This is a genomic window from Streptomyces sp. NPDC031064 (assembly GCF_055570965.1).
On record NZ_JBVIGF010000004.1, the window covers coordinates 183,586 to 204,261 of the forward strand.

Sequence of the window (20,676 nt, forward strand, 5' to 3'; positions counted from 1 at the left end):
CCTGCCCTTGGTCCGATCACTTCTGCCACGATCAGACACATGATGAATTTCCTAGTCAAGACGATCGCGAACGCGGCCGCTCTGGCCGTGGCGATCTGGCTGCTCGCCGACATCACACTGACCGGTGACAGCACCGGCAAGAAGGCCCTGACCCTGATCCTGGTGGCCCTGGTCTTCGGCATCGTGAACACGCTCGTCAAGCCGGTCGTGAAACTGCTCACACTGCCGCTGTTCATCATCACGCTGGGCCTGTTCACCCTGGTCGTGAACGCGCTGATGCTGCTGCTGACCTCGTGGCTCGCCGACAAACTGGACCTGAACTTCCACGTCGAGGGCTTCTGGACGGCCGTACTCGGCGGCCTGATCATCTCCGTCGTCTCGTGGGCCATGAACGTCGTTCTGCCCGACGGCAGGGACTGAGCAAGGTGAGACCGGTGAGCACCGCATACCGTGTCTGCTTCGTCTGCACCGGCAACATCTGCCGTTCGCCGATGGCCGAGTCCGTCTTCCGCGCGCGGCTGGCGGAGGCCGGGCTCGACGGCGTGGTCGAGGTGGACAGCGCGGGCACCGGCGGCTGGCACGAGGGGGACGGCGCCGACCCGCGGACCGTCGCCGTCCTCGCCGAGCACGGTTACGGGACCGATCACACCGCCCGGCAGTTCCGCGCGTCGTGGTTCGCGCGGCTGGACCTGGTGATCGCGCTGGACGAGGGCCACCGGCGTGAGCTGATCCGGCTCGCGCCCACGCCGCTGGAGGCCGCGAAGATACGGCTGCTGAGGTCGTACGACCCGGCGGCACCGGCCGGCCTCGACGTCCCCGACCCGTACTACGGCTCGCGCGCCGGCTTCGAGGAGTGCCTGGAGATGGTGGAGGCGGCGAGCGAGGGGTTGCTCGACGCCGTACGGGAGAGCCTCAAGGAGCGTGCCGCATGACGTGGGGCGACGGAACCAGGGCGGTACGGGCCGGACTGCCCGAACCGAAGGCGTACGAGCCGACCCTGCCCGGGCCGGTGTTCGCGGCCCACTACCACCTGCCCGGCGAGCCGACCGGCCCGTACACGTACGGGCGGGACGAGAACCCCACCTGGACGCATCTGGAACGCGCCATCGGCGAGCTGGAAGCACCCGGCGAACCGGATGTCGAGACAGTCGTCTTCGCATCCGGGATGGCCGCCATCTCCTCCGTACTGTTCTCGCAGCTCAGGGCCGGTGACGCGGTCGTCCTGCCGGCCGACGGCTACCAGGCACTGGCGCTGGTACGCGAACAGCTTCAGGCGTACGGAATCGACGTGCGCACCGCGCCGACCGGTGGCGACGCCCAGCTCTCGGTGCTGGACGGGGCGCGGTTGCTGTGGATCGAGACCCCGTCGAACCCGGGGCTGGACGTGTGCGACATCCGGCGGCTGGTGGCCGCCGCGCACGCCGGGGGCGCGCTCGTCGCGGTCGACAACACGCTCGCCACCCCGCTCGGGCAGCGCCCGCTGGAGCTGGGCGCGGACTTCTCCGTGGCCAGCGACACGAAGGGCCTGACCGGGCACGGTGACATCCTGCTCGGCCATGTGACCTGCCGTGACGCGGCCCTGGCGGCTTCGGTGCGGCGCTGGCGCAAGATCGCCGGGGCGATCCCGGGGCCGATGGAGGCGTGGCTCGCCCACCGCTCGCTGGCGACGCTCCAACTGCGCGTCGACCGGCAGTGCGGGACCGCGCTGGCGCTCGCCGAGGCGCTGTCGGGGCGCGAGGACGTGTCCGGTCTGCGCTACCCCGGGCTGCCGGGCGACCCCTCGCACAAGGTGGCGGCCGGGCAGATGCGGCGGTTCGGGTCGGTCGTCTCCTTCGTCCTGTCCGACCGGGAGCGGGCGGAACGCTTCCTGGCCGGGCTGCAGCTGGTGGACGACGCGACCAGCTTCGGCGGGGTGCGGTCCACGGCCGAGCGGCGCGGACGGTGGGGCGGGGACGCGGTGCCCGAGGGCTTCGTCCGCTTCTCGGTCGGCGCGGAGGACGCCGACGACCTGGTGGCGGACGTACTGCGCGCGCTGGACGAGGCGGGCTGAGCGGTTCCGCTACGACGAACGGACGGTCCGAGCCTCCCCCCTCATGGCTCGGACCGTCCGCGTTTTCCTGCGGATGACCGCGAGAACAAGGCTAGTTGACTCTGTGTCAGTGTCCAATCACGCTAGCGACAGCGACCTATCGACTTATTTATAGTTGGACGGTCGGATTTGAGGTGACGTCAGCCGCGCGTGGCCGGGGGTGGAAGGGGCGAGGCGCATGGACCTGGCGTTGCTGCGTACGTTCGTCACGGTGCACCGGGCAGGTTCCTTCACCCGCGCCGCCGCCCTGCTGGGCCTCTCCCAGCCGGCCGTGACCAGCCAGATCCGCACGCTGGAGCGCCAGCTCGGCCGCCCGCTGTTCCTCCGCCAGGCCCGCGGCGTCACGCCCACCACCATCGGCGACGAACTCGCCCACCGGGCCGCACCGCACCTGGACGCCCTCGTCGAGATCGCCGAGGCGGGGCTCGACGACGAGTCCGGGGTACGCACCCTCCACCTCGCCGGGCCGCCCGAGTTCACCTCCGTACGCGCCCTGCCCGCCCTCACCACCCTGGTCTCCCAGGGGCTAGCGGTCCGCACGTCACTCGTCTCCGCCGCCGAGGAGGTCCTCGACGGGCTGGCCGCCGGCCACCACGACCTGGCCATCGCCACCGCCCGCCCACGCGGCGGTCTGCTCACCGCGACCCCGCTCTGCGACGAGGAGCACGTCCTGGTCGCCTCCCCGCGCTGGGCCGCCCGGCTGGCCCCCGGCGTCCTGCTCCGCAAGGGCGCCGTCGTTCTGGAGCAGTTACCGGTCGTCGAGGTCCACGAGTCGCTGCCGTTCGTGGCCCGCTACTGGGCGGCCGTCTTCGAGTCCAAACCGGCCGCCGCGGCCACCGTCATCGCCCCCGACCTGCGCGCCGTCCAGGAGTCGGCCGCCTCGGGCGCCGGCTTGGCCGTGCTGCCCCGCTACCTCTGCGAGGACGACCTGGCCAGTGGCCGGCTGGTCGCGCTGCTGGACCCGCCGGTGCCCCCGCTGCGCACGTACTTCGTGGTCGTGCGCACCGGCACGCTCTCCCTGCCGCACATCGCGCGGGCGCACGAGTCGCTGCTGCGCGCTGCGACGGACTGGTGACGGCAGGTCGATGCGGGTGCCGGAGGTGTTTCAGAAGGGGCCCGCCGGGCCATTTTCAAGCCATGACCGAACGTCCAGTGGTCAAGCGCACCGCACGCGCCATCCTGCTCGACGGCGACGACCTCATTCTGATCAAGCGCACGAAGCCCGGCATGGATCCTTACTGGCTCACTCCGGGCGGCGGTGTCGAGCCGGGCGACACGACGGTCGTCGACGCGCTCCACCGGGAGGTCCACGAGGAACTGGGCGCCAAGATCACCGACGTGGTGCCCTGTTTCGTCGACACCGTCGAGCACATCGTGGACGGCGGCGTCTCGGGCGTGAAGGTGCAGCACTTCTTCGTCTGCCGACTGGAGTCCATGGACCCCGCACAGCGGCATGGACCGGAGGTGGACGAGCCGCTCGGCGAGTACGAAATCGTCCGGGTGCCCTTCAGCCGGGTCGGGATCGCCGCCGTCAACCTCGTACCGCTGTCGCTGCGGCACTACCTGGACGGCAACATCGAGGGCGTACGGGCGATGCACGCCCCCGACCTGGGCTAGCGCCCCGTCCCGCTAGTCGGCCGCTGCCACGAGTTCTTCCAGCGAGTCGTGACGGATCCGCTCGTAGGGCACGCCGACGCCCCTGAGCGCGTCGACGCCGCTGCGGATCATGCCGACCGGACCCGAGAGGTAGGCGTCGTACTCGTTCCACGGCCCGTACTCGCGCACCACGTCCGGCAACTGCGTCTTTCCGTCGATGATCGCGCGCACCTCCAGCCACGGGTGGGACTGCTGGAGCCGCAGCATGGTGTCGATGTCGTACAGGTCGTGATCGGTACGGGCCCCGTAGAAGACCTCGACGGGGCGCCGCGCGCCGTGCTCGGCGACATCCTCGACCAGCGCCTTGATCGGCGCGATGCCCGTGCCGCCGCCCAGGCAGAGCAGGCCGTTGTCCCTGGTGTGGTCCACGGTCATCGAACCGGCCGGCGGGCCCAGCCGCAGGACGTCGCCGGGGCGGGCGTGGTGGACCAGCGCGTTGGACACCCAGCCCGCCGGGACCGCCTTGACGTGGAAGGACAGCAGTCCGTCCGAGCGGGGCGCGGACGCGAAGGAGTAGTGCCGCCAGATCCGCGGCCACCAGGGCGTTTCCAGGCTCGTGTACTGGCCGGCCAGGAAAGGGTACGGCTGGTCGGGGCGGACCGTGATGACCGCGATGTCGGGCGTTCTCAGGTCGTGCGAGACCACCTCGGCGTGCCACCAGGCGGGCGCGTGCCGCTCGTTCTCGGCGGCCGCGTCGATCATGATCTGGGAGATCGTGGTGTACGTCCGGACCCAGGCGGCCTCGGTCTCCTCGTCCCACGTCGTCGTCGCGTACCGGCTGAGCGCCCCGATGAGCGCTTCGCCGACAGCCGGGTAGTGCGAGGCCTCGGTGCCGTACTTGCGGTGGCCGCGGCCCAGGTGCTGGAGGTAGTCGGTGAGCACGGCGGCGTTGTCCATGTGCTCGGCGGCGGTCAGCAGCGCCTTGAGGAGCCGGTCGCGCTGGGCCTCCATGGCGGCCGGGAAGAGCGCGCGCAGCTCGGGGTTGCGGGTGAAGAGCAGGGCGTAGAAGTACGACGTGACCTTGTCGGCCACGGGCCCCACCTCGGCGAGCGTCCGCCGCACCCGCACGGCGTCGGGGGACCCGGTCTCCACGGCGTCCACCCGCGCCGGTCCGTCGGCGGCGTCGCCGGCTGAGGGCGGGGCCTGGCCCGGCTGCTCGGCGCCGTGGCGGCTGAAGGCGTCACCGCCGACGCCGTGGCCACCGCGGCCACCGTGGCCGCCAGGAGCGTCGTACGGGGCGTCCCGGCGCTCGGCGGCGTACGAGGTGCCGAGGGGGGCACCCTGGGCCGCGGGGCCGGTGGGGCGGTCGGAGGGATACGTCACGTCGACGGGGCCGCCCTCGGCCGCGGGGGCGGTGGGGCGGTCGGAGGGATGCTCGCGTACCGGCTCCGCGGAGCCGCCGGGCCACGGCACGTCCGAGGGCTCGGGTGTGTCCGCTTCAGGCGCCGGAGAGGCCGGGGCCTGGGGGTCGGGCGCCTGGGTGCCGGGGGCCGGGGGCGGGGATGCCTGGGTGCCGGGGGCCGGGGACGGGGAATCCGGGCGCTGGCCGTCGGGGGCCGGGTCGGCGGGGGCCGGGGAGTGGGGGGCCGGCTTTGGCTGGGCCGTGCGGGTCGCGCCGGAACCGACCATGCGTATGGACGTGAGCGGCCGGCGCGGGCCGGCTATCCGTTCCTGGCTGCCGTCCGGGGCCTCCCGGGCATCGGACGGTTGGCCGGGCCGCCCCTCGGCGCGGGCAGCCCCGGATTCGGCGGGCCGGTCGGTGACCGGCTTGCGGGGAGTGAACCAGCCGCCGCCCCCGCCGCTGCCGCCGGAAGTGCCGTTGTCGGCCGACGTGGTGGTCGGAGCGTCCATAGAGTGCCTCGCCTCGAACATCTTTCGGTCGGTCTGCGCACGTTCCGCCGGCCCGGAAGGTGCCTCAATTCGCCGCTTTTCGGCTCGTATTCGCTGCCCGCCGCCCACAGTAACTCTCAGCCACACCACGAATCGGGACGAGTGCGACTGGCTGTGACATTGACCGCAGTTGCTGTGGTCGCAGCATGGCAGGAGTTGCCGGCTCGTCTGAGCGAGAGTGGAAAGCCCGGATTTCGTCCCCAGTTTTCGTTAGGCTGCGTTACCGTCGTGTCCTTGAACTAACGGCCGAGTCGTACCAGTTCGTAAGCCTCGCGGAGATCGCCTCCCGTATAAGCGTGTGTGGCAAGCCCGGCCAGATGATGGTCCGCGTTGATCGCCACCGCTACCGGGACCGTCGCGAAGATCTCCGCGTCGGACATGGAATCACCGTATGCAACACACTCGTCCAGTTCCACCCCCAACTCTGCACAGAGTTGGTTCGCGATCTTCACTTTCGCCGACGCATTGAGAATGCCCTCCCGATTGACCGGCTGGGTGAATGGCACGGCAGGCCAACGTGAACCGTGGGCGGCATGCGCTCCCCAGTCGAGCAGACGCTCGACGAAGAAATCGGGTGACAGGGAGATGACCGCGCAGAAGCCACCGCCGGCCCGGATGTCCGCCCAGACCTCGCGGATGCCCTCCAGCCATGGCGCGCCGTCGAACGCCGCCGCGACATGCGCCTGGGTCAGCTCGGACCACAGTTCCCTGGCCCGTACCGCGAACTCGTCCGGAGTCAGGGACCGGGCCAGGAACGCGCGCTCCAGCTCGGCGATCTCGGCGCTCAGTCCAAGCTGGCGGGAGATCTCCACAGCCGCCGCGGACCCGCGGATCAGCGTGCCGTCGAGGTCGAACAGATGGAGTCTGGGTGGGATCGCCATGTACGCCGAGGTTAGTACGTGGGGTTACTCCCGTCGTCAGACGCCTTGGCGCATCCTGCCCGGGACCGTGTTTCACGTGAAACCACTCAAGCGTCCCGCTCGCCGGGCTCTCCTCGTCCTCCACGTCGCCGTGTCCGTGAGCTGGCTGGGCCTCTCGCTCGGCCTGCTGGCGCTCGGTGTGACCGCCTATACGACCGCCGATACCTCCCTCACCGAGGCCGCCTACCGTGCCATGCAGGTCTTCGGTGACTGGCTGCTCGCCCCGGTCGCACTGGCCTCCCTCATCAGTGGCCTCGTCCTGTCCCTGGGCACACCATGGGGCCTGGCCCGGCACCGCTGGGTCTGGATCAAGTTCTGGCTCACCGTGATCACGGCGGCGGCGACGGTCTTCTCCCTACGGCCGGAGATCGACCGGGCGGCGGCCGCCGGGGTGCCCGACAGCAGCCTGGTGGCGGCACCGCTCGTCGCCACCGTCGCGTATCTCTTCATGACGGCGCTCTCCGTCCTCAAGCCCTGGGGGCTCACCCGGCGTGGCCGCCGCCTCCGCGCCTCGACGCCGGCGAAACAGGCTCGTCCCCCTGGCCGGGAACCGTTCCAGGCCAGGGGGACGAGGGTGAAGCAGGTCCGCTGACGCCCTTACGCCAGGGCCTCCAACGCCGCGATGGCGAAACCGTGGTCCTGCTCCGGGGCGCCGCCACCCACGCCGATCGCGCCAATCAGGCGGCCGTCGCGGTGGACCGGGACGCCACCCGCGATGAATAGGAGCGGGCGGTCGAGGGCGGTGGGGAGGGTGTGGAAGGGGCCGCCGGGCTGGACGGCGTCGACCAGGTCGGCGGTCGGGGCGTTCAACTGAAGGGCGGTGAACGCCTTACGGGTGCTGGTCTCACCGGCGATCAGAACGGCGCGGTCGTCGCGACGGAAGGCCAGCAGGTGGCCGCCCGCGTCCAGGACGGTGATGGCGACGGTGACCCCGGCCGCTTCAGCGGCACGACGGGCGGTGTCCACGAGGGTCTCGGCGTCCTGGGTCGTCAGCGGGGCGACGGCGGTCGTGGTGGTGCTCATGGGGGGAGGCTCCTTGATGAGGGGATTTCGAAGGGTTCGGCGTTTCAGTGGCGAGCCGCCGGGACGGCGGCCTGCTCGGGGGTGGCGCCCGCGACGATGCGGCTCACGTACCGCCCGTCCCGGCGCTCCAGCGCGCTGGAGAGGACCGCGAGAAGGAGCGCGGAGGCGGCGAGGGCGGCCCCGACCCAGTTGGGGGCCGTGAAGCCCAGGCCGGCCGCGATGACGAGGCCGCCGAGCCAGGCCGCCAGCGAGTTGCCCAGGTTGAAGGCGCCGATGTTCACGGCCGAGGCCAGCGTCGGAGCGCCGGATGCGTAGTCGAGCACCCGCTTCTGGAGGGGCGGCACGGTCGCGAAGCCGAGCGCACCGACCAGGGTGAGAGTGATCGCGGCTGCCACCTTGTCGTGGGCGGTGAAGGTGAACAGGGCGAGGACCAGGGCGAGCGCACTCAGCGACACGTACAGCAGGGGCATCAGCGCGCGGTCGGCGTACTTGCCGCCGATCAGGTTGCCGCCCACCATGCCGAGGCCGAAGAGGACCAGCAGCCAGGTGACGGAGCCGGCGGAGTATCCGGCGACATCGGTCATCATCGGGGTGATGTAGGTGATCGCGGCGAAGACACCGCCGAAGCCCAGGATCGTCATCGCCATGGCGAGCAGGACCTGCACGTTGCGGAAGGCCGCGAATTCATGGCGAAGCCGCACGCCCTCGGGCCTGGGCTGTTCCGGTACGAGCTTGGCGACACCCAGCAGGCCCAGCACTCCGAGCGCGGCGACCAGGAAGAACGTGGTCCGCCAGCCCGCGCTCTGCCCGATGAAGGTGCCGAGGGGCACGCCCACCACATTGGCGACGGTCAGACCGGTGAACATCATGGCGATCGCTCCGGCCTTCTTCTCGGGGGCGACCAGGTCGGCGGCCACCACCGAGCCGATGCCGAAGAAGGCACCGTGGGCGAACGAGGCGACCACGCGGCCGGCGAGCATCACGCCGAAGACGGGCGCGATGGCGGAGAGCAGGTTGCCCGCGATGAACAGGGCCATCAGCAGCATCAGCATCCGCTTGCGGGACACCCGCGTGCCGAGGACGGTCATCAGAGGGGCACCGAGGACCACGCCGAGGCCGTAACCGGTGACCAGCAGCCCGGCCGTGGGAATCGAGACGTGGAAGTCGGTCGCCACCTCGGGAAGCAGGCCCATGATCACGAATTCCGTGGTCCCGATGCCGAAGGCCCCGATGGCGAGGGCCAGAAGCGCGAGCGGCATGAAGTACACCTTCCAGAAGTTTGCATCTGCGCCTTACGAGCGTTGACAATAATTGCAAACGCGGGTTAATTGCAAGCGCGGGCTATTGCAGCGGTCGTCTATCCTGGTGGACAAGCCGCTCCGGGACGGAGGAGAGACCCCATGACAGCCACAGATCCGGCGCTCACCGCCCTCTCCCAGGGCTGGTGCGCACTCTCGCTGCTCCACGGGAAGATCGAGGCCCGTATCGAACGCGAGCTGGAGGCCAAGCACGGCCTCAGCGTGCGCGAGTTCTCTCTGCTCGACGTCCTCAGCCGACAGCACAACGGCCCCGGCGGCCATCTCCAGATGAAGCAGGTCGCCGACGCCGTCGTCCTCAGCCAGAGCGCCACCACCCGCCTGGTAACCCGCCTGGAGGACCGCGGCCTGCTCACGCGGTACCTCTGCGACACGGATCGACGCGGCATCTACACCGACGTCACCGAGGCCGGCCTGACGCTGCTCGCGGAGGCCCGGCCCACCAATGACGCGGCCCTGCGCGCAGCGCTCGACGAGGCCGCGAAGAACCCGGGGCTCGTCCCGCTGGTCAGGGTCGTCGAAGAGCTGCACGCGCCCGTGAGCTGACCGGCCGCCGAAGGGGCGGGCGCAGCAGGAGAAGTAGTCTGCGCCCCATGAGCGATCTTGAGATCAGGCCCGCCACACCTGCCGACATTCCCGCGATCGTGGCCCTGCTCGCCGACGACCCCCTGGGGGCGCAGCGGGAGTCGCCCGACGACCTCACTCCGTACACGGCCGCCTTCGAGCGGCTGGCGGACGACCCGCGTCAGCACCTGGTCGTCGCCGTACGCGAGGAGCGGGTCGTCGGAACACTTCAGCTCACATGCGTTCCCGGGCTGTCACGGCGTGGCGCCACCCGTTCGATCATTGAAGCCGTCCGCATACACGCCGATGAGCGCGGCGGGGGCCTTGGCACTCAGCTCATCGAATGGGCCATCGCCGAATCGCGGCACCGGGGCTGCCAGTTGGTTCAACTGACGTCCGACGCCACCCGCACCGACGCCCACCGCTTCTACGAGCGGCTGGGGTTCCAGGCCTCCCACCTGGGCTTCAAGATGACGCTGTGATGCCCTGGGCGCACCGTTTCACGTGAAACATCACAGGCCGCGCCAGCCGTCCGGGTCCACACCGCCCGGCACCGCGTCCCCGGCCTCGTACGGCTTGCGCGTGAACACGAACGACCCCAGGTCGAGGTGGCTCACGGAGCCGTCCTCGCGCCGCATGACTCGCAGCGTCTCACCCGCGTAGTAGCCGTCCAGGCCGGTCCAGGTGCCATCCGCCTCCGCCCGGAAGTGCGAGGCACGCCCTTGGCCACGCAAGGGGCACAGCTCCACACCGCCATTGGCGACCACCCTCAGCCCGTAGGCGTACGTGCCCCAGTACCAGGGCCCGGCCAGCTCCAGCAGCGCCGGATCGACGTCGGGCAGCGGCCGCCACGGCTCAGGGATACGTGGCTCGGCGTCGGCCACGATCCGTACGAGGTCTGCGGCGACGGCGCCGGGCATGGGGCCCGAGGTGGCGTTGGCCAGCACGACGGCGGCGACACCGTCCTCCACGCTGACCCACAGCCCCGCGAGGAAGCCCGGCAGGGAGCCACAGTGGCCCACCAAGGTGCGCCCGTCACTGCGTACCAACTGCAACCCGAGCCCATAGCCACCGTCCCAGTTGCCCGCCTCCGGCGGCACGGCAGGCGTCCGCATCTCCCGCAGCGTCTCGGCCCTCAGCACCCGCTCGTCGCCCTCCGCCAGGAAGGAGGCGAACCGGCACAGATCCGAGGCGGTCGACCAGAGCTGGCCCGCCGACGCCATCAGCCCGAGGTCCTCGGCCGGTTCGGGCAGCATGACATCGGCCCACGGGTGCACCGCCCAGCCGCCGGCATGCGGCGCCATGGGCTGGGTGCTGGTACGTCCCAGTCCCAGGGGCTCCAGGATCTCCGCCTTCAGCGCCTCCTCCCAGCTCACCCCGCGCACGGCCTCGACCAGCGAACCCAGCAGCGTGTAACCGGTGTTGGAGTAGTGGTGACGCCGCCCCGCCGGATGCAGCAGCGGCCGCTCACCCAGCACGTCGGCGAGCTCCGGCCGTACCGTCCCCGGCGTACGCTCCCACCACGGTGACGGTGACTCGGCCGCCAGACCGGCACTGTGACCGAGGAGCTGAGCGATCGTCACATCGCCCACGCCCGTCCCGGGCAGGTGCTTCTCCAGCGGGTCGCCCAGGTCGAGCAGCCCCTCGTCCCGCAGCCGCATCACCAGGACCGCTGTAAAGGGCTTGGTGATGGAACCGATCCGGTACTGCGTATCGGCATCGGGCACATGCCCGTCCACACAACTGCGCCCGCCCTCCCACCGCAGTTGACCATCCCTGGCGACCGCGCCGACGAGAGAGGGCGTCCGGCCTTCCGCCTGCGCGGTGGCCACCCGGTGCAGCAGAGCGCGTTCGGTGCTGGGGAGAAGTGCTTCGAAGGATGACGTCATGGCCCAGGTGTATCCGCCCGCACGGGCCACCGTCGACCGCTTTAGGCCGCCACCGGCATGACCAAGGTGGTGAAGCTGCCCTGGTCGGCGGAGCGGACCACGACGGGCTGCGTCGGCGACGACATCTCCAGCAGGACGTCCGGCCCGACCGCCGCGTCGAGCGCCGCCAGGAGCACACCCGGGTCGAAGGCGATGCTCACCGGCGCTCCGGAGCAGAGGCCACGGAGCGTGGTGCGTGCCGTGTCGGCGCCGGAGACCACCAGCCGCTGCTCTTCGGTGTCCAGGACGACCGCCCGACTGCCGCAACGGTCTGCCAGAGCCTCGCGGAGGTCGCCCCGTGCGGTGATGATCCGGTGCCGGGGCCGTGGCAGGCCGTCCAGGACCATCCGGTAGTCCGGGAACGTGCCGTCATGAACCGGCACCGTACGGGTCCGGTCACCGCTGTGGACGCGGACGCCCTGCCCGTCGACCGTGACGGTGACGGTGACCTCAGGCAGGCACAGGGCCCAGGACGCGAGGTCCCTCATCTCGGAGACGTCCACCAGCGCCTGCCGTGGCTCGCCCACGACAGGGTCGGCGCGCAGCACCCGGACCGCCATGCGGAAACGGTCCGTCGCCACGAACCGCACTTCCTGGCCGTCGAGTTCGACCAGGACACAGCCGAGCTCGGGGAACTCCTCCCGTACGCCCGCACCGGCCACGGCCGGCGCCACCTGCCGTACGGCGCTGGCGAGCTCCGCTCCGCCGATCCGGGCCCGGGTGCCAGGCGCCGCTCCCGTCTCCGCCGCACCGGGCAGGTCGCGGAGGATGTCCTCGACGGCCGCCTGGACCGCCGCAGCCGTGTCGCGGCTCCTGCGCGCATGGTCCGCCAGCACCGAACGAGCCGCCTCCCGACCGCCGTCGAGCACCACCAGGGCGTCCACCAGCGGCAGCTCCGCCTCCCGCAACCGCCGCACCAGACGCGCACGCGCCTCTTGGCCCGGCTCGTAGTAGCGGTAGCCCGTCAGGCCGTCGACGTGGGCGGGACGCAGAACCCCGCAGTCGTCGTAGAACCGCAAGGCACTCGGCGCCAGTCCCACCCGCCGGGCGAAGGCTCCGATGCTCAACCGTGCTTCGGTCTCGTCGTCCATGGGCGTGATTGTTGACCTTCAAGCAACATGAAGGTCAAAACGGGTTCGTCCGGCGTCCGGAGCGGTCCGGTCAGGTCTGCGCCATGTCGACGAACCGCGAGTAGTGACCCTGGAAGGCCACGGTGATCGTCGCGGTCGGGCCGTTACGGTGCTTGGCCACGATCAGGTCCGCCTCGCCGGCGCGGGGCGACTCCTTCTCGTAGGCGTCCTCGCGGTGCAGCAGGATGACCATGTCCGCGTCCTGCTCGATGGAGCCGGACTCACGGAGGTCCGAGACCATCGGCTTCTTGTCCGTACGCTGCTCGGGGCCACGGTTGAGCTGCGACAGCGCGATCACCGGCAGTTCCAGCTCCTTGGCCAGCAGCTTCAGGTTTCGCGACATGTCCGAGACCTCCTGCTGCCGGCTCTCGGCGCGCTTGGAGCCGCCGGACTGCATGAGCTGGAGGTAGTCGATGACGACCAGCTTGAGGTTGTTCCGCTGCTTGAGCCGGCGGCATTTCGCGCGGATCTCCATCATCGACAGGTTCGGGGAGTCGTCGATGTAGAGCGGGGCCTGCGAGACGTCCGGCATACGCCGGGCCAGTCGCGTCCAGTCCTCGTCCGTCATCGTGCCGGAGCGCATGTGGTGCAGCGCCACGCGGGCCTCCGCCGACAGCAGACGCATCGCGATCTCGTTGCGGCCCATTTCAAGGGAGAAAATGACGCTCGGCAGGTTGTTCTTGATCGATGCTGCGCGTGCGAAGTCCAGGGCCAGCGTCGACTTACCCATGGCGGGACGGGCCGCGATGACGATCATCTGGCCGGGGTGCAGGCCGTTCGTCAGCGAGTCGAAGTCCGTGAAGCCGGTCGGTACGCCGGTCATCTCGCCGCTGCGCGACCCGATCGCCTCGATCTCGTCGAGAGCGCCCTCCATGATGTCGCCGAGCGGCAGGTAGTCCTCGCTGGTGCGCTGCTCGGTGACCGCGTAGATCTCCGCCTGGGCCGAGTTGACGATCTCGTCCACGTCGCCGTCGGCGGCGTATCCCATCTGCGTGATCTTGGTGCCGGCCTGGACGAGCCGGCGGAGCACCGCCCGCTCGTGGACGATCTCCGCGTAGTAGGAGGCGTTCGCCGCGGTCGGAACCGACTGGACCAGGGTGTGCAGGTACGACGCACCACCGACGCGGTTGATCTCCCCGCGCTTGGTCAGCTCCGCGCCGACCGTGATGGGGTCCGCCGGCTCGCCCTTGGCATAGAGGTCGAGGATCGCGGTGTAGATCGTCTCGTGGGCCGGCTTGTAGAAGTCATGGCCCTTGATGATCTCCACGACGTCCGCGATCGCGTCCTTGGAGAGCAGCATGCCGCCGAGCACGGACTGCTCGGCGTCGAGGTCCTGCGGCGGCACGCGCTCGAAGCCGCCGGCGCCGCTGTCCCAGGGCCCGCTCTCGCTGCCCCGCTCGTGCTGCTCCTCACGGCTCAGGCCACGCCCGCGACTGTCGCTCCCCCGCTGACGGGTGACGGGCAGACGGTCACTGGGCCCGGTGTCGGCCCAGGGGTCGTCCAAGGGCTCGGGAATGCTCACCGGCCCACCTCCTCCCGTCCGCTCCGCGGACCCTCGCCGTGCCACTCTTTCTACGGCACGACACTGACAAAGCGAGAGGCTCAACTCCGCTTCTGGCGCGTCGAGCGCCGGACCACGGTAGGCCCGCGGGCACCGTCAGCCAATCTGGTTATCCACAGGGCCTGTGGGTGAAGACCCAGATGCTGTGGAGAACCCCGCAGAACCTGTGCACGGAGCGGGGGACAGCCGTGTGGACAAACTCATAGCCAAACCGACAGACCCCGTCTGACCTGCTGTTTTTCCATCCACCGGCTGTGGGGGAGAAAAACTTTCCCAGCCGGACCAAGATCAGAACAAACGGCGCACACCAGAAGCGTCAACTCCCTGATGAGTAAGGATCACTAGGCCCTTGCATGTCTTACCTGTGGAAGATTAGATTGCACCCATGACCGAGGCCCTCACCCGACCGAAGAGCGAACGACGCCGGCACGACCGCGAGATCATCGCGCTCGCCGTGCCGGCCTTCGGCGCGCTCGTCGCCGAGCCTCTCTTCGTGATGGTCGACAGTGCCATCGTCGGCCACCTCGGCACCCTCCAGCTCGCCGGTCTCGGCATCGCGGCCGCCCTGCTGGCCACCGCCGTGAGCGTCTTCGTCTTCCTGGCCTACGCCACCACTGCGGCCGTCGCCCGACGGGTCGGCGCCGGTGATCTGCCGTCGGCCATCCGGCAAGGCATGGACGGCATCTGGCTGGCGTTGCTCCTGGGCCTGGCCGTTATCGCCGTCACCCTCCCCGCCGCACCCTGGCTGATCGACCTGTTCGGCGCCTCCGGCACCGCCGCCCCGTACGCCACCACCTACCTGCGCATCTCCAGCCTGGGGATACCGGCGATGCTGATCGTGCTGGCCGCCACCGGCGTGCTGCGCGGCCTCCAGGACACCCGGACGCCCCTGTACGTCGCCATCGCCGGCTTCGCGGCTAACGCGGTGCTCAACGTGGCGCTTGTGTATGGCGCCGGCCTCGGTATCGCCGGCTCCGCCTGGGGCACCGTGATCGCGCAGTGCGGCATGGCCGCTGCCTACCTCTTCGTGGTCGTCCGAGGAGCACGGCTCCACGGCGCCTCGCTGCGGCCCGATGCCGCCGGTATACGGGCCAGCGCCCAGGCCGGGGTGCCGCTCCTGGTCCGTACGCTCTCGCTGCGCGCGATCCTGATGATCGCCACCGCCGTCGCCGCCCGGCTGGGCGACGTCGATGTCGCGGCCCACCAGATCATCCTGTCCCTGTGGAGCCTGATGGCCTTCGCTCTGGACGCCATCGCCATCGCGGGGCAGGCGATCATCGGCCGCTACCTGGGCGCCGGTGACGCCGAAGGAGCACGGAGGGTCTGTCGCCGCATGGTCGAGTGGGGCATCGCCTCGGGACTGGTGCTCGGAGGATTGATCGTCCTCGCGCGCCCCCTGTTCATTCCGCTCTTCACCGCCGACTCGACCGTGCAGGACACGCTCCTGCCCGCGCTGCTCGTCGTGGCACTCTCGCAGCCGATCGCCGGAGTCGTCTTCGTCCTGGACGGTGTGCTCATGGGCGCGGGAGACGGCCCCTACCTGGCCGGTGCCATGGTCCTGACGCTCGCCGTCTTCGCGCCGGTCGCGCTGCTGGTGCCCGCGCTGGGCGGCGGGCTGACCGCCCTGTGGTGGGCCATGGCCCTGATGATGACGGTCCGGATGCTGACGCTCTGGCAACGGACGCGGTCCGGCCGCTGGCTGGTCACGGGCGCCACGCGCTGACCGCCCGATGCCATGTTTCACGTGAAACAGCGAGTGGTGAATGAGCGGGTTTCACGTGAAACAGCGCATGGCGCACACAGCGAAAGGGCCGCACCCGGAGGTGCGGCCCTTCCCTACTGCTGGACGATCGCTAGCCGACCGCTGAGCGCAGTGCTCAGGCGGCGACGATCTCGACGCCGAGCTTCGCGACGACCTCGGCGTGCAGGCGCACGGAGACCTGGTGCGAACCCAGGGTCTTGATCGGCGAGCCGAGCTCGACACGGCGCTTGTCGACCTCCGGGCCACCCGCCGACTTGATCGCCGCGGCGATGTCGGCCGGGGTCACGGAGCCGAAGAGACGGCCGGCGTCGCCGGAGCGAACGGCCAGGCGCACCTTCGTGCCCTCGAGCTGAGCCTTGATCTCGTTGGCCTGCTCGATGGTCGCGATCTCGTGGATCTTGCGGGCGCGGCGGATCTGCGCCACGTCCTTCTCGCCACCCTTGGTCCAGCGGATCGCGAAACCACGCGGAACCAGGTAGTTGCGAGCGTAACCGTCCTTGACGTCGACGACGTCACCGGCGGTGCCGAGGCCGGAGACCTCGTGCTTGAGGATGATCTTCATGTTTCGGTCACCCTCCCTTATCGCGCGGTGGACGTGTAGGGCAGCAGCGCCATCTCACGGCTGTTCTTGACGGCCGTGGCGACGTCACGCTGGTGCTGCGTGCAGTTGCCGGTCACGCGGCGGGCACGGATCTTGCCGCGGTCGGAAATGAACTTCCGCAGCATGTTCGTGTCCTTGTAGTCCACGTACGCGGTCTTGTCCTTGCAGAATGCGCAGACCTTCTTCTTCGGCTTGCGCACAGGCGGCTTCGCCATGGTGTATCTCCTGTGTGATCAAGAAGTGGGGTGCGAGCCTGAGCCCTAAATCCCTCGCGGGACTAGAAGGGGGGCTCGTCCGAGTAGCCGCCGCCGGAACCGCCGGAGCTTCCGCCCCAGCCGCCTCCACCGCCCTGCTGCTGGCCACCGGCCGGCGCGCTGGTCGCCCACGGGTCGTCGGCGGGAGCACCGCCGCCACCCTGCTGGCCACCACCCGGGGCACCGCCCCAGTTGCCGCCGCCCTGCTGGCCACCGCCGTAGCCGCCCTGGCCACCGCGGCCGGTGGTCTTGGTGACCTTGGCCGTGGCGTTCTTGAGGCTGGGGCCGACTTCCTCGACGTCCAGCTCGAAGACCGTGCGCTTGACGCCCTCGCGGTCCTCGTACGACCGCTGCTTCAGCCGGCCCTGCACGACGACGCGCATGCCTCGCTGGAGCGACTCGGCGACGTTCTCCGCCGCCTGGCGCCAGACCGAGCAGGTCAGGAACAGGCTCTCGCCGTCCTTCCACTCATTGGTCTGACGGTCGAAGGTGCGGGGAGTGGACGCGACGCGGAACTTCGCGACCGCCGCACCGGACGGGGTGAAGCGCAGCTCGGGGTCGTCGACAAGATTGCCGACGACCGTGATGACGGTCTCGCCTGCCATGGGGAACCTCTCGGCGGGATTGCTTCTGGCTGCTTGCTGCTGCTACTCGAAACCCGATGACCTCTGAGCGAGAGCTCAGTGGGTCTCGGGACGGAGGACCTTGGTCCGGAGGACCGACTCGTTCAGGTTCATCTGGCGGTCGAGCTCCTTGACGACCGCAGGCTCGGCCTGCAGGTCGATGACCGAGTAGATGCCCTCGGGCTTCTTCTTGATCTCGTAAGCGAGACGACGACGGCCCCAGGTGTCGACCTTCTCCACCTTTCCGTTGCCCTCACGGACGACGGAGAGGAAGTTCTCGATCAGCGGGGAGACAGCGCGCTCCTCGAGATCGGGGTCGAGGATGACCATCACCTCGTAGTGACGCATGTGGAACCCACCTCCTTTGGACTCAGCGGCCACGGTCGTTCCGTGGCAGGAGGGTCGTGATGCGTGCGCAACGGTATCGGCCACCACTGACAATCGCCCTCAGCGAGTGAGGGACCCTGATCAGGACATGGGCAGACACCGGTGCAGACCGTACAGAGTACCCGCACACCGGCTTCCGGTTGAAATCCCGTGGCCAGGGGACGCAATCTGTACACATCGGGTGCGTGCGGCGCTACGATGCGCCGCCTTCCGGCACAGCCAGGAGGTACCTCATGGCCCAGGCATTCCACCGTCACCCCACCTCGTCGCTCTTCGCCACGGACGGCAAGCCCCATCCGCTCCAGGACACGCTGATGGCGGTGACCGTGGTACTCGGTCTGCTCGCCTTCATCACGGCCCAGTTCCACAGCCTCCACCTGATCAGCTCGTGGGCGGGCCTGGTGGGCATCCTCACCGGTGCCTACGGCCAGTACATCTCCGAGACGACACGTGAGCGCACCCTGCTGATCATCGGTCTGGGCGCCTCGGCGATCGGTTTCGGGCTCGGAATGGCCCACGGCGGCCTCTTCGGCGGTGTCCTGGGTTAGGCCCTCCGGCGTACGGCCAGTCGGGGCGCTCCCCGGTGCCAGTAGGCTTCGGCGCGTGAGCCGGAGCCCCTGTACCCATGGGGACACACCTGCCGAGGAGCGCCCCGCATGAGCCTGACCCTGAGGACCATCAGCCGAGAGCAGCATCTGGCGTACATCCAGAGCCTGCCTGCGGCGAGTCACTGCCAGGTCCCCGCATGGGCTGATGTGAAGACCGAGTGGCGTTCGGAGAACCTGGGCTGGTTCGACAAGGACGGCCAGTTGGTCGGTGCCGGCCTGGTGCTCTACCGCCAGCTCCCGAAGATCAAGCGGTACCTCGCCTACCTCCCCGAGGGCCCGGTGATCAACTGGTACGCGCCGAACCTGGACGACTGGCTCCAGCCGATGCTGGCGCACCTGAAGCACCAGGGCGCCTTCTCCGTGAAGATGGGCCCGCCGGTCGTCATCCGCCGCTGGGACGCGTCCGCGATCAAGTCCGGCATCCAGGACCCGGACGTCAAGCGCCTGCGTGACGTCGAGGCCACGCACATCGAGCCGCGTGCCTTCGAGGTGTCCGACCGGCTGCGCAAGATGGGCTGGCAGCAGGGCGAGGACGGCGGCGCCGGCTTCGGTGACGTACAGCCCCGCTACGTCTTCCAGGTGCCGCTGGCGAACCGTTCGCTCGACGACGTCCTCAAGGGCTTCAACCAGCTCTGGCGGCGCAACATCAAGAAGGCTGAGAAGGCCGGTGTCGAGGTCGTCCAGGGCGGCTACGAGGACCTCGCCGAGTGGCAGCGGCTGTACGAGATCACCGCCGTGCGCGACCGGTTCCGGCCCCGCCCGCTGTCGTACTTCCAGCGCATGTGGACCGTCCTCAACAACGAGGACCCCAACCGCATGCGGCTGTACTTCGCGCGCCACAACGGCGTGAACCTGTCGGCGGCCACCATGCTCGTCGTCGGCGGGCACGTCTGGTACTCCTACGGCGCCTCCGACAACATCGGCCGCGAGGTCCGCCCCTCGAACGCGATGCAGTGGCGAATGCTGCGCGACGCCTACGCCATGGGCGCGACCGTCTACGACCTCCGCGGCATCTCCGACTCGCTGGACGAGACGGACCACCTCTTCGGCCTGATCCAGTTCAAGGTGGGCACGGGCGGCGAGGCCGTCGAGTACATCGGCGAATGGGACTTCCCCCTCAACAAGCTGCTGCACAAGGCGCTCGACATCTACATGTCACGCCGCTGACGCTTCCGTAATCTCGTACGCACGTCTCGTAAGCACCTTCGATACACCGCAGCCACAGAAAGGTTCCGGGCCGGCCATGGCGCTCTCCCTCTACGTCGACACCGCTCGCTGGCGGGCGCACCAGAAGTCCGTGATCGACCAGTTCCCGGGCCTGGTCCCGGTGTGCAAGGGCAACGGCTACGGCTTCGGCCACGAGCGGCTCTCGGAGGAGGCGTCCCGCTTCGGCGCCGACATGCTGGCCGTCGGCACGACGTACGAGGCGGCCCGCATCAAGGACTGGTTCAGCGGTGACCTCCTGGTCCTGACGCCGTTCCGGCGGGGCGAGGAGCCGGTCCCGCTGCCGGACCGGGTGATCCGCTCGGTGTCCTCCGTGGACGGCGTCCACGCCCTCGTCGGTGCCCGGGTCGTCATCGAGTGCATGAGCTCGATGAAGCGGCACGGCATCGGCGAGCACGAGCTGGGCCAGTTGCACGCGGCGATCGAGGACGTGCGCCTGGAGGGCTTCGCGCTGCACCTGCCGCTCGACCGCACGGACGGCACCGACGCCGTCGAGGAGGTCATCGGCTGGATGGACCGGCTGCGCGCCGCCCGCCTGCCGCTGCACACCATGTTCGTCAGCCACCTGAAGGCCCAGGAGCAGGCGCGGCTCCAGCAGCAGTTCCCGCAGACCCGGTTCCGGGCGCGGATCGGTACGCGGCTGTGGCTGGGCGACCACGAGGCGACGGAGTACCGGGGCGCGGTGCTGGACGTCACGCGCGTGGCCAAGGGGGACCGCTTCGGCTACCGCCAGCAGAAGGCGGCGTCCGACGGCTGGCTGGTGGTCGTCGCCGGCGGTACCTCGCACGGCGTGGGCCTGGAGGCCCCGAAGGCGATGCACGGCGTGATGCCGCGCGCCAAGGGCGTGGCCCGGGCCGGCCTGGCGACGGTCAACCGGAACCTCTCGCCGTTCGTGTGGGCGGGCAAGCAGCGCTGGTTCGCCGAGCCGCCGCACATGCAGGTGTCGATCCTGTTCGTCCCGTCGGACGCGCAGGAGCCGAAGGTCGGCGACGAGCTGGTCGCCCACCTGCGGCACACCACGACCCAGTTCGACCGCCTGGTCGAGCGCTAGGGGTCCGGTCGAGCGCCGAGGCCGGCCAGGCGAGCGCCAGGCCGGTCGAGACCCAGGGCCGGCCCGGGGAGACCCGGGGCCGGCCGGCG

The 20,676-nt window shown here is 69.9% G+C and carries 23 protein-coding genes; 12 read left to right on the forward strand and 11 right to left on the reverse strand.

The genetic code is table 11. The annotated features are described in order from the left end of the window. Positions 1–39: 39 nt before the first annotated feature. The 5 genes from ACZ46W_RS16155 to ACZ46W_RS16175 all read left to right on the forward strand — a co-directional run bounded on the left by ACZ46W_RS16155 (position 40) and on the right by ACZ46W_RS16175 (position 3,706). The gene (locus tag ACZ46W_RS16155) at positions 40–420 is read left to right on the forward strand and encodes a phage holin family protein (protein ID WP_468337486.1); all 381 of its coding nucleotides are present in this window, start codon (positions 40–42) and stop codon (positions 418–420) included. 71 nt (positions 421–491) lie between these two features. After that, on the forward strand, positions 492–932 hold the full coding sequence (locus tag ACZ46W_RS16160; protein ID WP_468338766.1) for a low molecular weight protein-tyrosine-phosphatase: 441 nt from the start codon (positions 492–494) through the stop codon (positions 930–932). Then, on the forward strand, positions 929–2,050 hold the full coding sequence (locus tag ACZ46W_RS16165; protein ID WP_468337488.1) for a cystathionine gamma-lyase: 1,122 nt from the start codon (positions 929–931) through the stop codon (positions 2,048–2,050). The genes ACZ46W_RS16160 and ACZ46W_RS16165 overlap by 4 nt, the downstream gene beginning before the upstream one ends. A gap of 217 nt (positions 2,051–2,267) precedes the next feature. After that, positions 2,268–3,164 carry a LysR family transcriptional regulator gene (locus tag ACZ46W_RS16170; RefSeq protein ID WP_366127974.1) on the forward strand — a complete coding sequence of 299 codons (897 nt, stop codon included), beginning with the start codon at positions 2,268–2,270 and terminating at the stop codon, positions 3,162–3,164. A gap of 62 nt (positions 3,165–3,226) precedes the next feature. Continuing rightward, the gene (locus ACZ46W_RS16175; RefSeq protein ID WP_366127975.1) at positions 3,227–3,706 is read left to right on the forward strand and encodes an NUDIX hydrolase; all 480 of its coding nucleotides are present in this window, start codon (positions 3,227–3,229) and stop codon (positions 3,704–3,706) included. Between the two features lie 12 nt (positions 3,707–3,718). On the opposite strand, the gene ACZ46W_RS16180 is transcribed toward ACZ46W_RS16175, so the two are convergent. Together ACZ46W_RS16180 and ACZ46W_RS16185 are read right to left on the reverse strand one after the other, a co-directional pair. After that, positions 3,719–5,596 carry a globin domain-containing protein gene (locus ACZ46W_RS16180; protein WP_468337492.1) on the reverse strand — a complete coding sequence of 626 codons (1,878 nt, stop codon included), beginning with the start codon at positions 5,594–5,596 and terminating at the stop codon, positions 3,719–3,721. Between the two features lie 278 nt (positions 5,597–5,874). Then, positions 5,875–6,516, reverse strand: coding sequence for an HAD family hydrolase (locus tag ACZ46W_RS16185; protein ID WP_468337495.1), 642 nt, complete (start codon positions 6,514–6,516; stop codon positions 5,875–5,877). 76 nt (positions 6,517–6,592) lie between these two features. Between ACZ46W_RS16185 and ACZ46W_RS16190 the strand changes: the two genes are divergently transcribed. Then, complete coding sequence (locus ACZ46W_RS16190) at positions 6,593–7,147, forward strand: DUF2269 domain-containing protein (protein WP_468337498.1); 555 nt, start codon at positions 6,593–6,595, stop codon at positions 7,145–7,147. A 5-nt stretch (positions 7,148–7,152) separates the two neighbouring features. Here ACZ46W_RS16190 and ACZ46W_RS16195 read toward each other — a convergent pair whose 3' ends face one another. Next, positions 7,153–7,578, reverse strand: a complete 426-nt coding sequence (locus ACZ46W_RS16195; protein WP_468337501.1) for a GlcG/HbpS family heme-binding protein — start codon at positions 7,576–7,578, stop codon at positions 7,153–7,155. Positions 7,579–7,622: 44 nt separating this feature from the next. Beyond that, on the reverse strand, positions 7,623–8,837 hold the full coding sequence (locus ACZ46W_RS16200) for an MFS transporter (RefSeq protein WP_468337504.1): 1,215 nt from the start codon (positions 8,835–8,837) through the stop codon (positions 7,623–7,625). Positions 8,838–8,978: 141 nt separating this feature from the next. Here ACZ46W_RS16200 and ACZ46W_RS16205 point away from each other — a divergent pair, with 141 nt between their 5' ends. Together ACZ46W_RS16205 and ACZ46W_RS16210 are read left to right on the forward strand one after the other, a co-directional pair. After that, positions 8,979–9,440, forward strand: coding sequence for a MarR family winged helix-turn-helix transcriptional regulator (locus ACZ46W_RS16205; RefSeq protein WP_468337507.1), 462 nt, complete (start codon positions 8,979–8,981; stop codon positions 9,438–9,440). Positions 9,441–9,487: 47 nt separating this feature from the next. Further along, the gene (locus ACZ46W_RS16210; protein ID WP_468337510.1) at positions 9,488–9,940 is read left to right on the forward strand and encodes a GNAT family N-acetyltransferase; all 453 of its coding nucleotides are present in this window, start codon (positions 9,488–9,490) and stop codon (positions 9,938–9,940) included. 30 nt (positions 9,941–9,970) lie between these two features. On the opposite strand, the gene ACZ46W_RS16215 is transcribed toward ACZ46W_RS16210, so the two are convergent. From ACZ46W_RS16215 to dnaB, 3 genes are all read right to left on the reverse strand, one after another. Beyond that, positions 9,971–11,347, reverse strand: coding sequence for a serine hydrolase domain-containing protein (locus ACZ46W_RS16215; protein ID WP_468337513.1), 1,377 nt, complete (start codon positions 11,345–11,347; stop codon positions 9,971–9,973). A 41-nt stretch (positions 11,348–11,388) separates the two neighbouring features. After that, on the reverse strand, positions 11,389–12,477 hold the full coding sequence (locus ACZ46W_RS16220; protein ID WP_468337515.1) for a DNA polymerase III subunit beta family protein: 1,089 nt from the start codon (positions 12,475–12,477) through the stop codon (positions 11,389–11,391). Between the two features lie 70 nt (positions 12,478–12,547). Continuing rightward, positions 12,548–14,038: a replicative DNA helicase gene (gene dnaB / locus ACZ46W_RS16225; RefSeq protein ID WP_468337518.1), complete on the reverse strand. Its 1,491-nt coding sequence runs from the start codon at positions 14,036–14,038 to the stop codon at positions 12,548–12,550. Between the two features lie 424 nt (positions 14,039–14,462). Here dnaB and ACZ46W_RS16230 point away from each other — a divergent pair, with 424 nt between their 5' ends. Next, positions 14,463–15,800, forward strand: a complete 1,338-nt coding sequence (locus ACZ46W_RS16230) for an MATE family efflux transporter (RefSeq protein ID WP_468337521.1) — start codon at positions 14,463–14,465, stop codon at positions 15,798–15,800. Between the two features lie 154 nt (positions 15,801–15,954). Here ACZ46W_RS16230 and rplI read toward each other — a convergent pair whose 3' ends face one another. The 4 genes from rplI to rpsF all read right to left on the reverse strand — a co-directional run bounded on the left by rplI (position 15,955) and on the right by rpsF (position 17,665). Beyond that, positions 15,955–16,401, reverse strand: a complete 447-nt coding sequence (gene rplI, locus ACZ46W_RS16235) for a 50S ribosomal protein L9 (RefSeq protein WP_126884150.1) — start codon at positions 16,399–16,401, stop codon at positions 15,955–15,957. A gap of 17 nt (positions 16,402–16,418) precedes the next feature. After that, complete coding sequence (rpsR, locus tag ACZ46W_RS16240; RefSeq protein WP_005315025.1) at positions 16,419–16,655, reverse strand: 30S ribosomal protein S18; 237 nt, start codon at positions 16,653–16,655, stop codon at positions 16,419–16,421. A 62-nt stretch (positions 16,656–16,717) separates the two neighbouring features. Next, on the reverse strand, positions 16,718–17,299 hold the full coding sequence (locus ACZ46W_RS16245; RefSeq protein ID WP_366127987.1) for a single-stranded DNA-binding protein: 582 nt from the start codon (positions 17,297–17,299) through the stop codon (positions 16,718–16,720). A 75-nt stretch (positions 17,300–17,374) separates the two neighbouring features. Next, positions 17,375–17,665 carry a 30S ribosomal protein S6 gene (gene rpsF, locus ACZ46W_RS16250; RefSeq protein WP_004950685.1) on the reverse strand — a complete coding sequence of 97 codons (291 nt, stop codon included), beginning with the start codon at positions 17,663–17,665 and terminating at the stop codon, positions 17,375–17,377. 272 nt (positions 17,666–17,937) lie between these two features. On the opposite strand from rpsF, the gene ACZ46W_RS16255 reads away from it, so the two are divergent. From ACZ46W_RS16255 to ACZ46W_RS16265, 3 genes are all read left to right on the forward strand, one after another. Next, entirely contained in the window at positions 17,938–18,252 is a 315-nt protein-coding gene (locus ACZ46W_RS16255) for a hypothetical protein (RefSeq protein ID WP_468337524.1), read from the forward strand. A 108-nt stretch (positions 18,253–18,360) separates the two neighbouring features. Further along, positions 18,361–19,479, forward strand: coding sequence for a lipid II:glycine glycyltransferase FemX (locus tag ACZ46W_RS16260; RefSeq protein WP_468337527.1), 1,119 nt, complete (start codon positions 18,361–18,363; stop codon positions 19,477–19,479). A 76-nt stretch (positions 19,480–19,555) separates the two neighbouring features. Further along, positions 19,556–20,587, forward strand: a complete 1,032-nt coding sequence (locus ACZ46W_RS16265) for an alanine racemase (protein ID WP_366127990.1) — start codon at positions 19,556–19,558, stop codon at positions 20,585–20,587. Positions 20,588–20,676: the final 89 nt, after the last annotated feature.